This window comes from Pseudoalteromonas sp. M58, assembly GCF_042604605.1.
Classification (GTDB): domain Bacteria; phylum Pseudomonadota; class Gammaproteobacteria; order Enterobacterales; family Alteromonadaceae; genus Pseudoalteromonas; species Pseudoalteromonas tetraodonis.
This window is the reverse complement of sequence record NZ_CP152390.1, coordinates 1,797,875-1,810,592: the sequence shown is the minus strand read 5'-3', so window position 1 is coordinate 1,810,592 and position 12,718 is coordinate 1,797,875. Positions and strand designations below refer to the sequence as shown.

Sequence of the window (12,718 nt, the reverse complement as noted above, 5' to 3'; positions counted from 1 at the left end):
TCCGAATTAAGCGTTCCTAGTCAGGAACAGATGAAAATTATTACATTATCGATAAGCAAAGTGATAACAGAGCACACTGCTTATCGATATTTACTAATTGACTGGTGTTAATGCCCTGAATGTTACATAATTCCGTGGCACTTTTCATCAAAGAAACGCTATTTTATTGCTATGTTTGGACTGTCGAAACTATTCTCTGCAAAATCGGTGCAAAAACAACCGATTATTTCTGCTCTAGCGGCCTATCGCAGTGCCGCTTTCGCTGTGGGTATTGAGCAAGATTTCATTGCTGATATCACTCAAAACACTGATAAATCAATTACGGTTAAACTCAATCTCCCTTTTGCGGCGCAATCTGAAATGCCGCATGTGGCTCAATTTTTGACTGAGCGTTTAAAGATTGATGTAAACGTAACGGCTAGTGTTCACCTTAAAGAGGCTGCGAAATTTAAAGCCATTAAACATATTGTTTTAGTCGCCTCAGGCAAAGGTGGGGTGGGTAAATCTACTACGGCTGTAAATCTTGCGGGCTCGCTTAAAAATGAAGGCGCAAAAGTAGGTATACTAGATGCCGACATTTACGGTCCGTCAATTCCTATGTTGTTAGGATTAGTTGGCAGTGAGCCGGTTACAAAAGACAATAAACAATTACAACCGTTTGATGCCAATGGTATTAAAGCGCAATCTATCGGTTTTTTAGTCCCCAGCGATGATGCCACCGTATGGCGCGGCCCAATGGCCTCAGGCGCGCTTAGTCAACTTTTAAATGAAACCGATTGGGGTGAACTTGATTATTTAATTGTAGATATGCCGCCAGGTACCGGTGATATTCAATTAACCATGAGCCAAAAAGTGCCAGCCAGTGGCACCGTGATTGTCACGACGCCACAAGACTTAGCGCTTGCTGATGCGCAAAAGGGTATTGCTATGTTTAATAAAGTAAATGTGCCAGTGCTCGGTTTGATTGAAAATATGAGCCATTACATTTGTGGGCATTGCGGCGAGGCCAACCATGTATTTGGTAAAGACGGTGCACAAAAATTAGCCCTTAAGTATGGTGTGCCTGTGCTTTCGCATATTCCGCTTGCGATTGATATCAGAGAATCCTCTGAGCAAGGTAAGTTGATTGCCGATGATACAGATGCGGTTATTAGCAAAACTTACAGCGCGGCCGCACGATTGATTGCCAGCACGCTTTACTATCAACAACATCACAACGCGATTGACGTTGTGATTACGGAAGATTAAAAATGAGACTTTCAGATACACATATTAAAGAATACTTAAACGATGGGCGCATTGTTATCGAGCCCGCGCCAACGAGTGAAATGATTTCAGGGGTTACCGCTGATCTTCGCTTAGGTAATAAGTTTAGAACATTTCATGCCCATAATGCCGCTTATGTTGATTTAAGTGGTCCAAAAGATCAGCTTAATAAAGCGTTAGAATCAATCATGAGCGACGAAATTGTATTAGCTGAAGGCGAAGCGTTTTTTCTACATCCTGGCGAGCTTGCGTTGGCAATAACCTATGAAAAAGTAACCCTACCTGCAGACATTGTTGGTTGGTTAGACGGGCGTTCATCGCTGGCACGTTTGGGTTTAATGGTGCATGTTACAGCACACAGAATCGATCCTGGTTGGAGTGGTAATATTGTTTTAGAGTTTTATAACTCGGGTAAGTTACCGCTTGCGCTCAGACCTATGATGAAAATTGGCGCAATGAGTTTTGAAACACTTACCGGTCCGTGTGAAAGCCCTTATAACACCCGCATTGATGCAAAATATAAAGATCAGAATAGTGCGGTAGCAAGCCGTATCAGTGACGATAAATAACTAAGCTAAACAATAGCTTATTTTTCTAGTTGATGAAGCGCATAACCTAATAGTTGAAAATAATGGTTAAGCGCTTCATTGGCGAGTAACGTGTGCTTTAGCTCAGGATAAATTAAGTTATTATTACTCAAACCGCCGACTAAGAAACTGTTTTTGATTGTTTGATGCTCGTTGATACAGGCTTCAAAACACCGAGCAGCAAGCTCCTCTGGCATACTCATATACTGCTGATTATGCGCTTTATCAAACGCAATGCATTTATTTACAAATTCATTGGCATGTTCACCGCTTTGCTCTAAAAACACCTGTTTATAAAATTGATTAAGTGCATCATTAAGTGGATGGCTTAAGTCGGGAGAGTGTGATAACCATAACTTAGAAGCGAAACCAAAGCGGGTTTTTGATTTAAACAAATGCTCACTAATATGATGATCAAAAGCATGAAACCATTCATGGGCTAAAGCGCCACCGCCTGCATTTTTAGCCAGTGCTAAGGTTTGGTCATACGCATTATAATGTGCTTGCACGCCTTTTTGTCCACCGTGACCAAAAGCGAAATTAAGTTTGCCACGCAGGCCAATGGCAGTGGGTGGTAAATGCAAAATCTGCGCTAAATCAGCCAGCGCATCATAAATTAAGTTGGCACTAATAAAGCGCTCTTCTTTAGTAACCCATTTACCAACCACCATAGAACGAAAACCAAAAGTGGTTCTTATATCACTAAAATCGACTTGATCGTCAAAACGATAGTCGGGGCCTTGGCGAGAAAATCCGCGTTTTAATCGAGATGTGGTATTACGCATCGGTTATTTTATTTCAGCTCATACATTACAAGTAACGTGCTTTTACGTGAGCGGGCATGTGTTGGGTTTGTTTTTTTATTAATTCCTCTAATAAACCATACAAGGGCGCAGGGTTTAGTGCTTCTATGAGCCATAAACTATGTGCTACTGCTTCTAGTGTCGATAAACTATCTGCTCTAGGGGCTTTACGAATAGCATAACGGTTGGTGGGAATATGGCTAAAGCTTACCGTTTTAAACTGTTGTAATAACGGGGTTAATTGCAAAATTTTAAAGGCTTTATTCCATGTACCATCAATCACAATTAAATGCGTAATCTCTTGTAGATTTTCTTTACTATTCGGTCGGTCTAATTTTACGGCGCTCTCGCTTGGGTAGAGTAATACGCTCGATTCAATAGGCAGGTTCTGTAAACAGGCGAAGTCTTGATTATTTTCGCCTCTAATAATTTTACAGTGGGTTAAACCTAAAGCTAATAGCTGCGCCGTATTTTTGCTAACTTTTGCTTCACTGGGGTGCTGCAAAATAATAACCTGTGTTTGGTTATTAACACAGGTAATTGCGCTGCAAATACAAGTGCTTAGCGAAAAGTTACACTGTTTACAAAGAGGACGTGCCATTGAATACACTATTTCGTTGGTACATTTGCCGTAATTATACATTTTTGCACTAATAAAGTTGGTTTTTTTTGTGCTTAGATATAGAGTAAGAGATAAGAAGAAAATCGATGGACCGTATTGAAGGGCATGAATATGACAGAGATCAATATTGACGAATCCGCTTTAGAAAGTATGGAATCGCTATTAGGTGAACAATTTCCAGATACGTTGGAATTTTGTTGTGCGGAATTTGAGCGATTGGGGAACGAAGCAATTGCTGCGCTTGGGCAAGATAAAGAGGCTGCTATTCGCCACTCTCATAGCCTTAAATCAAACGCCGCTCAATTTGGTGCGGCAAGTTTAGCCGAAGTTGCTCGTTTAATTGAATATAATTTAAATAACGGGAATGACGAGCAGGCTGTTAATGCAGCCGATGGATTAATGGCGCAAGTTACTGGTTCACAAGCAAAACTAAATGCATGGTTAGCTGGGCGCTAAACGCGTTTCAATAGTAATAAAAAAGAGTGTTAACGTGAATTTTTTTCAGTTTTAAGCGCTTAATTTTTTCTAGTAATTCACGGCTTTACTGCGTTAGTCTAATGGCTAACTTGCTCTTTAGAGGTAACAATGTCAGAAATAAAAAAGAGTCATAAATTAGACGGCGTCTGTTATGACATCCGAGGTCCCGTTTTAGTGCAAGCTAAAAAAATGGAGGATGAGGGCCAAAAGGTATTAAAGCTTAATATAGGTAACCCCGCCGCATTTGGCTTTGATATGCCAGAAGATATGCATCGCGATATCATTCGTAATTTATATTCAGCTCAAGGATACTGTGACTCTAAAGGTCTTTATTCTGCGCGTGTTGCTATTTATCAGCACTACCAACAGCGTGGCTTACACAATTTAGACGTTGATAATATTTACATTGGCAACGGCGTGAGTGAGCTTATCCAAATGGTTACTCAAGCACTGTTGAATAATGATGATGAAGTGTTAATTCCCGCTCCAGATTATCCGCTTTGGACTGCCTCGGTAAAATTAGCAGGTGGTAATCCGGTTCACTACTTGTGTGATGAAGAGCAAGATTGGTTTCCTGACATTGATGATATTAAAAGTAAAATCACCTCTAAAACCAAAGCATTGGTGCTGATTAATCCCAACAACCCAACCGGGGCTGTGTACAGTGACGCTTTACTTGAAGAATTGATCAATATTGCTCGAGAGCACAAGCTTTTGCTGTTAAGCGATGAAATATACGAGAAAATTCTATACGACGGTGTTACCCATACTTCTATTGGTTCATTATGCGATGATCTCCCTATCATCACCTTTAATGGCTTAGCTAAAACATACCGTGCTGCTGGGCTGAGAATGGGCTGGATGGTGTTAAGTGGTCGCACCGCATTAATGACAGATTTAATTAAAGGCTTAGATATTCTTGCCTCAATGCGTCTTTGTGCCAATGTGCCCGCACAATATGCAATTCAGCAAGCATTGGGTGGCGTTCAGTCAATTGATAGCTTAATTGACCCCGGTGGGCGTTTATATGTGCAACGTGATATTGCTTGGCGCGGCTTAAATGCGATTGATGGAATTAGTTGTAAAAAGCCTAAAGGGGCGCTTTATGCTTTCCCTAAAGTGGATACCGCTAAATTCAATATTAAAAGCGATGAACAAATGATGTTTGATTTGTTAAAAGCAGAAAAAATATTGTTAGTACATGGGCGCGCCTTTAACTGGCCAGACCCTGATCATTTTAGATTGGTGTTCTTACCTAATAAAGATGATTTATCGAGTGCAATGATGAAAATGCAGCGTTTTTTCAAAGATTACCGACAAGAATAAAGAAAAAAACGAGCCAAGTGGCTCGTTTTTTCGTTAATGCACTAAAGTAAATGGTCGTGTTTCAAAGCATGCAATAGGGCACTGCATACGTTGCCTTGGGATACCTGCTTCCATAAAGACGTGGCCTTGTACAGTAAACCCATTATTTTTGAATCGTTCTACTTCGTTTAAAATACAATTAATACTGATTGCTTCAATACCTTGCTCCGCTGCTAATTTAACAATGAAATTAAGCAGTGACTTATAAACATTGCGGTTGCGATGCTGCGGCAATACGGCGATTCTACCAATTAAACCATCATTACATAATCGACCTGTGGCAACAGGTGAGTGCATATTATCGGTGACCAGAATATGTTGAGCGAGTGCATCTAAGTTATCAAACTCAATACGTTTAGGAATATGTAACTCATATACAAACACTCGCTCCCTTATATGTTGCAGTTGACTTTTTTCACTTTGCCAATCAACTTTGTCAACCGTATAAACCATGACCTCCTCCTAGCTAAACCAAATACCCTCATTAACCAGTGTAGTAAAAGTTTCGATAAAATCTAGGCTAGGTGTGGTTGCATTAAGCACGCTGCTATCAAATTCAATAAAATCAGTAAGCTGTTTTACCGCTTCTAAATCAGATAAGGGTAAAGCGTAGTTTTCGCCATTGATACTCAGAAGTAGCTCTGTATCCATACATTGATAAATAGCACGTGTGCCCCCTAAACGCTCAAATGTTACTTGGTTTTCAATCAGTTGTTGTATTTGTTCGACACTAAATGGGTCTTCTTCAGGGGCTAAGTCCATATCATGCTTAGGTTGGCTAAGGGTATTACCTAACCAGTGTTTAAATAAACTCTCGTCTTCTAGCAATGCTTGCATTAACGTTTTTACTTTATCGACTTCGCTTTGGGTTAGCTCACCTTTGGAATCACGTAGGGCGAGGGTATGGTCGGTATACCTTTTTTGGCCACTTTCTGTGTCGATAATATGATCAGCAAAACTTGAAAGTAAATCTTGTTGATTAGGTGCTCTAAAACCGACTGAATAGTTAAGTGCATTCTCAACCGCATAGCCTTCATGAGGACAACCGGGTGGTATATATAAAATATCACCGGGCTCCAAAATACAATCAATTACTGCACTAAAAGCTTCAACTTGCAGTAATGTTTTATTTTGAGCAAATTGTTTTAGTGTTGGGTCGGGTAATCCTACCCGCCAATGGCGCTTACCTTCACCTTGAATAATAAATACATCGTATTGGTCTAGGTGTGGGCCAACACCGCCACCTGGGGTTGAGTAGCTGATCATCAAATCATCTATTCGCCAATTAGGTATAAAGCGAAAAGGTTCAAGTAACTGAGCAGCTTCTGGGTGCCAATGATCCACTGCTTGCACGAGTAGTGTCGAGTGCTGATCAGTGAGTATTTCAAAATCGTCAAATGGTCCCTGATGCGATTGCCATTGTTGATTGTGGTTAGTAATAATGCGCGATTCTATGCTGTCTTCCATAGCAAGGCCTGCGAGTTCATTCGCATCAAGTGGGTCTTGAAAATCTTTAAAACCAGCTTTGATCAACAGTGGTTTTTTTTGCCAATATTGACTTAAAAACGCTTGCTCTGATAATTCATTTATTTTTAATTGATACATAGAATGCCTATAACGTTAAGACCTAAATGAAAAAAGCGAAAGGCAGGTACCTTTCGCTTTATATTAGTAGATTTGAGTGATTAAACTAAATCATCAATAAACTCAACAGCGCGACCAATGTAGTTAGCCGGCGTTAGTTTTTTCATTTCAATTTTTGCAGCTTCTGGAAGGTCTAAACCATCGATGAAATCAGCCATAATTTCTTGATTTACACGTTTACCACGGGTTAAATCTTTTAGCTTTTCATATGGTTTTTCAATACCGTATTTACGCATAACGGTTTGAATTGGTTCAGCGAGCAGCTCCCAGTTTTGGTCAAGCTCATCTGCCAAACGTTGCTCGTTTACTTCAAGTTTGCTTACACCTTTAAGGGTTGATTGGTATGCAATTACCGCATAACCCATACCTACACCTAAGTTACGTAATACGGTTGAGTCAGTTAAATCACGTTGCCAGCGAGACACAGGTAGTTTTTGTGCTAAATGACCAAAGATAGCATTGGCTAAGCCTAAATTACCTTCTGAGTTTTCAAAATCAATCGGGTTCACTTTGTGTGGCATAGTTGATGAGCCAATTTCACCGGCAATGGTTTTTTGCTTAAAGTGATTAAGTGCAATGTAGCCCCACATGTCGCGGTCAAAATCGAGCAAAATGGTATTAAAGCGTGCAATTGCATCAAAAAGCTCTGCTATGTAATCATGCGGTTCAATTTGCGTGGTAAACGGGTTGAGTGTTAAACCTAGGCTAGTTACAAACTTATCGGCGTGGGTATGCCAATCGTAGTCAGGGTACGCACTTAGGTGTGCATTGTAGTTACCCACAGCACCGTTTACTTTACCTAGCATTTCTACTTGTGCAATTTGGTCACGTTGACGCTTTAAACGCATGTAAACATTTGCAAACTCTTTACCCATAGTCGAAGGCGTTGCAGGCTGTCCATGTGTACGAGTCATCATTGGAATGGCTTTGTACTCAATTGCTTTTTCTTTAATGGCGCTTAATAACTCATCACAATAAGGTAAAACGACGTGGTTACGCGCTTCACTTAACATTAAACCATGAGATAAGTTATTAATATCTTCAGAGGTACAGGCAAAGTGAATAAATTCGTTAATTGCGTTTAGCTCAGCATTATCAGCTACTTTTTCTTTTAGTAAATACTCTACGGCTTTAACATCATGGTTTGTCGTGCGTTCGATGTCTTTAACTCGCTGAGCATCAGCTTCACAGAAGTTATCTACAATTGCATTCAACAGCGCATTTGCTTCGTCGCTAAAAGCGGGGACTTCTTTAATCTCGCTTGCTGCAGCTAACGCTTGCAACCAACGCACTTCAACGGTTACGCGGTATTTGATTAATCCAAATTCGCTAAAAATACTGCGTAGTTCAGTGGTTTTGCTGCCGTAGCGACCATCAACCGGAGAGATAGCCGTTAACGCTGAAAGCTCCATAATAACTCCTAAATTTTAGTTTGAACGATAATTAAATTTTTGTTTTAGCTATGGCGAGAATTTTTCTTTTCGCAAAAAAGAAATGACGACGTTTGCCGCCCATTTGTCGCCATAATACTGCACTGCGAATTCCGGCTAAAAGTAATGCGCGGATTTTATTTTGCGTGAGCTGCTGTTTTAATAACTCGGGTTTACCATAAACCTGAATTCGGTGCCCAAGGGGGCTTAGCACCGACGAGTATATATCTGCTAAACCGGCGACAACACTGTCATCGGTAATAGCAAAATGATCTAAACGACGATGAATATCATCAATACGTTTACCTAATTCATTGAGGCTTTTACTGTTAGCACTAAGCGCACGCTCTAACTGCATTAAACCACCCACATATTTGACTATTTCTACATCTTTTTGAGCACCGGCACTCAGTTGTGCCATCAATGTTTTATAGCCGTCACGTAAGTTATGTTCACCTTGATAAACATCTTCTGGGGAAGCTGGCGAGGTTTGCACAATACTTGATAATAAAATCGATAAATCTTGTTCATCAACGCGACCATATTGAGCAACCTTCTGAACTTGCTTAGCCACTTGACACATGGCTGCAAGCGCCATGACTTGATGTTGATTCATTATTTGATCACCGAGTCAATAATACCACCACCTAAACACACTTCATTAGCGTAAAATACGGCAGATTGTCCTGGTGTTACCGCTTTTTGTGGCTCATCAAATAATACGCGTGCCATACCATCTTCACCGACTAACAAGGTACAGCTTAGGTCTTCTTGACGGTAGCGTGTTTTTACGGTGCAACGAGTAGTACCTTGAGGACCAACACGATCTACCCAGTGTAATTGGTTGGCATTTAGGCCATTACTGTAAAGGCGAGGGTGATTTTTACCTTGGCCCACAATCAATACATTGCGTTCAACATCTTTGTCTACAACATACCAAGGTTCGCCTGAGCCTTCTTTCATACCACCAATTAACAAGCCTTTGCGCTGACCTAAGGTGTGGTACATCAACCCTTCATGTTCACCAACGTTGTTACCATCTGTGTCTTCAATAACACCAGGTTGAGCAGGTAAGAATTTTTGTAAGAAATCTTTAAATTTACGCTCACCAATAAAACAAATACCAGTACTATCTTTTTTATCGTGGGTAATTAAATCTTGCTCTTCAGCAATACGGCGCACATCTGGCTTGGCAATATCTCCGACAGGGAACAGCGTTTGCGCGATATGTTCATGACTCAATGTGTACAAAAAGTAGCTTTGATCTTTATTATCATCTAGGCCACGGCACATAACATATTTATCATCTCTGAGCTCACGACGCACGTAGTGGCCCGTTGCTATAAAGTCAGCACCAAGTGCTTGAGCCGCAAATTCTAAAAAGGCTTTAAATTTAATTTCTTTGTTACACATGATGTCTGGGTTAGGTGTGCGACCAGCTTTGTACTCAGCTAAAAAGTATTCGAATACGTTGTCCCAGTATTCCGCTGCAAAGTTAACGGTATGAAGTTCAATACCTAATTTGTCACAGACAGCTTGGGCATCTTTTAAATCTTCAGCGGCAGCGCAATATTCATCATTGTCATCTTCTTCCCAGTTCTTCATAAACAAGCCTTCTACTTGGTAGCCTTGTTGTTTTAATAAATATGCAGATACAGAAGAATCAACACCGCCGGACATACCAACGATGACTTTAATGTGACTATTTTCGCTCATGAATAATTTCGCTTATACAGATTACTGTTAACTTGGAAAGGCCGCGATTATAGCATGTATTTTGTAAGTGCTTAAAGAGAGGAAGGGCTATTGAATAGATTTTGTTGCTTTTTTTTATGTTGGTTAGGGATGATTTACTCCTTGTTAGTCGATTTTTACTTAGTCGATTAGATTACACATTTTGCCGTGCTATTATAGCCCCTTTGTTTGAACACATTTTAATTTGCAACGAACAACAGGTCCAAGATGTCAGGCCATTAAATTATAAACACTCATTTAAGTTATAAATGATGAGTAAATGTTGTTTATTTAAGGTGTTAGTACTGTTTATAGAATATCAAAGAATATATTTATTATTGTTCATTAACAAACCTTTACAACCAAATGATTATGCAATACCTTTAGATGAGTTTAAATTGAATAAACACTCAAATAAGTATTTATAATATAGTCAATGGAATGAATATATGAATTATGCTTCTCAAGCACAAAAGGTAAAATCTTACGTTGTTGAGTTATCAACAAAGTTACAACGCGATGATTGCTTAGTAGCAGAACAATTACCACATAACGTTAAAGAATCAGCTTACCAACTGTTTTATCAAACCATTAGGGTTCCTCGTCCTTACCGCTTTGAAGAACCCAACCCTATTTCAGCGCTATTTAGACTCATTGAACATTCTTTAGACTTTATTAATCCCTTTCAACAAGTCATTTTAAAGCAGCTAGAAAAGTGGTGGTTAGAATGGCATTTTGTTGCCACTATGAATGCTTCTCTTGAAATGAAACACGTTGAACAGCAGCGTTTTGTTAGTAGTGCAACTGAACATCCAATGCGAAAACATGAGCTGAGCCATTATGCAAAATTATTTACTATTTTGCCTTTGCCCGTGTGTAATGTTTGTATGGTAACCGGCGATATTTTAAAGCTTAATCAACGCTTTGTAGATGTATTTGGCTATACAATTGATGATATCCCTAATTTAAAACAGTGGTGGAAAGCCGCGTATCCTGAGCCTAGTTATAGAGAGTCTGCTCAAACGATGTGGGGTGAGTCTTTAGCGCAGGCAAATAAAAATAATGACGATATTCCTGCTAATGACTATCAAATTGTATGTAAAGATGGCTCAAAAGTGATAATGCAAGTGTCAGGTATTAGTGTAGAAAGTGAATTTATTGCTGTATTTAACGATGCGACGGAGCGTTTGAAAACTCAAGAGATACTCAGCGATATGGCCTTTTTAGACTCATTGACTAAAATTGCCAACAGACGCCGTTTTGACGAAAAATTACATGCTGAATTTAAAAAACTGATAAAAGTAAATACTCAACTTTCTATGATCATTATTGATATAGATAATTTCAAAAAATTTAATGATAGGTATGGTCATATTGCAGGGGATAAGTGTTTACATAGCGTAGCGCAAAAACTAGCAGAAACAGTCAGTCGTCCTGAGGACTTTGTAGCGCGCTATGGCGGAGAAGAGTTTGTTGTTTTACTCCCACAAACAGATAATCAAGGTGCACTCTTTATTGCAGAACAAATACAAAAATCTATTGAAGATTTAGCGATAGCTCATGAAGATAGTTTTACTGGCTTTCTCTCTGTGAGTATGGGAGTTCATACGGTAAAACATGGCGAAAAAACTAACCATGTCGATTTCTTTAAAGCAACGGATAGTGCGCTGTATTATGCAAAAAGGCAGGGCAGAAATTGTATTGCCTTAGGAAGGCATGAATAACACAGCATGTTTAACCTTTGCTTTTAATACCAGATAAGCAAAGGCTAACGTAAAGTATTAACTGTTGGTTGGTGGTCCACTGATTTTATATTGACCTGTTTCAATTCCATCGAGTGTGTATTTACCAATACTATAGCGAATTAACCGTAACGTTGGGTGGCCAATGTGTGCGGTCATTCGTCGAACTTGACGGTTCTTCCCCTCGTTTATAGTGATACTCAACCAAGATGTTGGAATTGATTTACGTTCTCTCACTGGGGGAGTACGTGGCCAAAGCGCTGGTTCATCGATTAACTTTACCTGTGCAGGTAAGGTTAATCCATCTTTGAGTTCGACCCCTTGACTGAGCGCATCAATAGATGCTTCTGTAGGCACCCCCTCAACTTGTACCCAGTACGTTTTGTTGGTTTTTTTACCAGGAGCGGTTAAGGTATTTTGTAATTTCCCGCAATTGGTCAATAATAACAAGCCTTCACTGTCTCTGTCTAAGCGACCCGCAGCATAAACATCTTTAATAGGAATAAAATTAGCCAGTGTTTGTCTATTTTGCTCGTCTGTGAATTGGCAAAGGACATCATAAGGTTTGTTAAATAAAATAACTTTTTTATCGCTTTGGGCTATCTGCGGCTTAATTGCTCTTTTTATCGGGCTCTTTTTTACAGCACTGCGCGAATATGTACGACCTGTATTGCGTTTACTTGTTGAAGATGACGTGTTTTTAGCTTTTTGTTTCATTAAATACACCGTGCAGGTTTAGGTAAGCCCGCAATTTTAGTGGCTTGTTTGGCCGGTCCCTTTGGAAAAAGTTTATACAAGTACATGCTATTACCTTTATCCTCACCGAGCGCTTTAGCCATCGCTTTGACTAACATTCTAATGGCTGGACTGGTGTTGTATTCAAGATAAAATGCGCGCACAAAGTTAACAACTTCCCAATGCTGTTCGGTTAATATAATGCTTTCATGTTGTGCAATAACATCGGCCAATTCTTTAGACCAATCAGTATGATCTAGCAGGTAACCTTGCTTATCTGTGTCTATTGTTTGATTATTAAATTCAAGCATAA

General features: G+C 39.7%; 14 protein-coding genes. 5 read left to right on the top strand and 9 right to left on the bottom strand.

Annotated elements, in window-relative coordinates; genetic code table 11:
- The first annotated feature begins 171 nt into the window (after positions 1-171).
- Complete coding sequence (gene apbC, locus AAGD16_RS08320; RefSeq protein WP_377111209.1) at positions 172-1,248, top strand: iron-sulfur cluster carrier protein ApbC; 1,077 nt, start codon at positions 172-174, stop codon at positions 1,246-1,248.
- A 2-nt stretch (positions 1,249-1,250) separates the two neighbouring features.
- Entirely contained in the window at positions 1,251-1,835 is a 585-nt protein-coding gene (dcd, locus tag AAGD16_RS08315; RefSeq protein WP_013465052.1) for a dCTP deaminase, read from the top strand.
- Between the two features lie 17 nt (positions 1,836-1,852).
- Here the strand turns inward: dcd and AAGD16_RS08310 are convergent, their stop codons facing one another.
- Both AAGD16_RS08310 and AAGD16_RS08305 read right to left on the bottom strand, forming a co-directional pair.
- Positions 1,853-2,638 (bottom strand): CLCA_X family protein, encoded by a 786-nt coding sequence (locus tag AAGD16_RS08310; protein WP_377111207.1) that lies wholly within the window; start codon positions 2,636-2,638, stop codon positions 1,853-1,855.
- Positions 2,639-2,663: 25 nt separating this feature from the next.
- A complete protein-coding gene (locus tag AAGD16_RS08305) occupies positions 2,664-3,257 on the bottom strand; it encodes a tRNA-uridine aminocarboxypropyltransferase (RefSeq protein WP_368484838.1) in 594 nt (197 codons plus the stop codon).
- A 132-nt stretch (positions 3,258-3,389) separates the two neighbouring features.
- Between AAGD16_RS08305 and AAGD16_RS08300 the strand changes: the two genes are divergently transcribed.
- Both AAGD16_RS08300 and AAGD16_RS08295 read left to right on the top strand, forming a co-directional pair.
- Entirely contained in the window at positions 3,390-3,734 is a 345-nt protein-coding gene (locus AAGD16_RS08300; RefSeq protein ID WP_013465049.1) for an Hpt domain-containing protein, read from the top strand.
- A 129-nt stretch (positions 3,735-3,863) separates the two neighbouring features.
- Complete coding sequence (locus AAGD16_RS08295; protein WP_377111204.1) at positions 3,864-5,081, top strand: pyridoxal phosphate-dependent aminotransferase; 1,218 nt, start codon at positions 3,864-3,866, stop codon at positions 5,079-5,081.
- A gap of 33 nt (positions 5,082-5,114) precedes the next feature.
- Here the strand turns inward: AAGD16_RS08295 and AAGD16_RS08290 are convergent, their stop codons facing one another.
- From AAGD16_RS08290 to mnmA, 5 genes are all read right to left on the bottom strand, one after another.
- Positions 5,115-5,573: a GNAT family N-acetyltransferase gene (locus tag AAGD16_RS08290; RefSeq protein WP_013465047.1), complete on the bottom strand. Its 459-nt coding sequence runs from the start codon at positions 5,571-5,573 to the stop codon at positions 5,115-5,117.
- 9 nt (positions 5,574-5,582) lie between these two features.
- The gene (locus AAGD16_RS08285) at positions 5,583-6,725 is read right to left on the bottom strand and encodes a JmjC domain-containing protein (RefSeq protein ID WP_377111202.1); all 1,143 of its coding nucleotides are present in this window, start codon (positions 6,723-6,725) and stop codon (positions 5,583-5,585) included.
- Positions 6,726-6,805: 80 nt separating this feature from the next.
- Positions 6,806-8,176 (bottom strand): adenylosuccinate lyase, encoded by a 1,371-nt coding sequence (purB, locus tag AAGD16_RS08280; RefSeq protein WP_377111199.1) that lies wholly within the window; start codon positions 8,174-8,176, stop codon positions 6,806-6,808.
- Between the two features lie 31 nt (positions 8,177-8,207).
- Positions 8,208-8,810, bottom strand: a complete 603-nt coding sequence (gene hflD, locus AAGD16_RS08275) for a high frequency lysogenization protein HflD (protein WP_096038467.1) — start codon at positions 8,808-8,810, stop codon at positions 8,208-8,210.
- Positions 8,810-9,910, bottom strand: coding sequence for a tRNA 2-thiouridine(34) synthase MnmA (gene mnmA / locus AAGD16_RS08270; protein ID WP_377111197.1), 1,101 nt, complete (start codon positions 9,908-9,910; stop codon positions 8,810-8,812). The genes hflD and mnmA overlap by 1 nt, the downstream gene beginning before the upstream one ends.
- Before the next feature lie 467 nt (positions 9,911-10,377).
- Between mnmA and AAGD16_RS08265 the strand changes: the two genes are divergently transcribed.
- Positions 10,378-11,652, top strand: coding sequence for a diguanylate cyclase (locus AAGD16_RS08265; RefSeq protein WP_036954606.1), 1,275 nt, complete (start codon positions 10,378-10,380; stop codon positions 11,650-11,652).
- Positions 11,653-11,709: 57 nt separating this feature from the next.
- On the opposite strand, the gene AAGD16_RS08260 is transcribed toward AAGD16_RS08265, so the two are convergent.
- Both AAGD16_RS08260 and AAGD16_RS08255 read right to left on the bottom strand, forming a co-directional pair.
- On the bottom strand, positions 11,710-12,387 hold the full coding sequence (locus AAGD16_RS08260) for an rRNA large subunit pseudouridine synthase E (RefSeq protein WP_008112023.1): 678 nt from the start codon (positions 12,385-12,387) through the stop codon (positions 11,710-11,712).
- Complete coding sequence (locus AAGD16_RS08255; RefSeq protein WP_008112024.1) at positions 12,387-12,716, bottom strand: TusE/DsrC/DsvC family sulfur relay protein; 330 nt, start codon at positions 12,714-12,716, stop codon at positions 12,387-12,389. Before AAGD16_RS08255 ends, AAGD16_RS08260 begins: the two co-directional genes overlap by 1 nt.
- Positions 12,717-12,718: the final 2 nt, after the last annotated feature.

What these genes read in the sequence shown, in the direction of transcription:
- apbC (WP_377111209.1), top strand. Translation starts at nt 172, where the DNA reads ATGTTTGGACTGTCGAAACTATTCTCTGCAAAATCGGTGCAAAAACAA.
- dcd (WP_013465052.1), top strand. Translation starts at nt 1,251, where the DNA reads ATGAGACTTTCAGATACACATATTAAAGAATACTTAAACGATGGGCGC.
- AAGD16_RS08310 (WP_377111207.1), bottom strand. Translation starts at nt 2,638, where the DNA reads ATGCGTAATACCACATCTCGATTAAAACGCGGATTTTCTCGCCAAGGC.
- AAGD16_RS08305 (WP_368484838.1), bottom strand. Translation starts at nt 3,257, where the DNA reads ATGGCACGTCCTCTTTGTAAACAGTGTAACTTTTCGCTAAGCACTTGT.
- AAGD16_RS08300 (WP_013465049.1), top strand. Translation starts at nt 3,390, where the DNA reads ATGACAGAGATCAATATTGACGAATCCGCTTTAGAAAGTATGGAATCG.
- AAGD16_RS08295 (WP_377111204.1), top strand. Translation starts at nt 3,864, where the DNA reads ATGTCAGAAATAAAAAAGAGTCATAAATTAGACGGCGTCTGTTATGAC.
- AAGD16_RS08290 (WP_013465047.1), bottom strand. Translation starts at nt 5,573, where the DNA reads ATGGTTTATACGGTTGACAAAGTTGATTGGCAAAGTGAAAAAAGTCAA.
- AAGD16_RS08285 (WP_377111202.1), bottom strand. Translation starts at nt 6,725, where the DNA reads ATGTATCAATTAAAAATAAATGAATTATCAGAGCAAGCGTTTTTAAGT.
- purB (WP_377111199.1), bottom strand. Translation starts at nt 8,176, where the DNA reads ATGGAGCTTTCAGCGTTAACGGCTATCTCTCCGGTTGATGGTCGCTAC.
- hflD (WP_096038467.1), bottom strand. Translation starts at nt 8,810, where the DNA reads ATGAATCAACATCAAGTCATGGCGCTTGCAGCCATGTGTCAAGTGGCT.
- mnmA (WP_377111197.1), bottom strand. Translation starts at nt 9,910, where the DNA reads ATGAGCGAAAATAGTCACATTAAAGTCATCGTTGGTATGTCCGGCGGT.
- AAGD16_RS08265 (WP_036954606.1), top strand. Translation starts at nt 10,378, where the DNA reads ATGAATTATGCTTCTCAAGCACAAAAGGTAAAATCTTACGTTGTTGAG.
- AAGD16_RS08260 (WP_008112023.1), bottom strand. Translation starts at nt 12,387, where the DNA reads ATGAAACAAAAAGCTAAAAACACGTCATCTTCAACAAGTAAACGCAAT.
- AAGD16_RS08255 (WP_008112024.1), bottom strand. Translation starts at nt 12,716, where the DNA reads ATGCTTGAATTTAATAATCAAACAATAGACACAGATAAGCAAGGTTAC.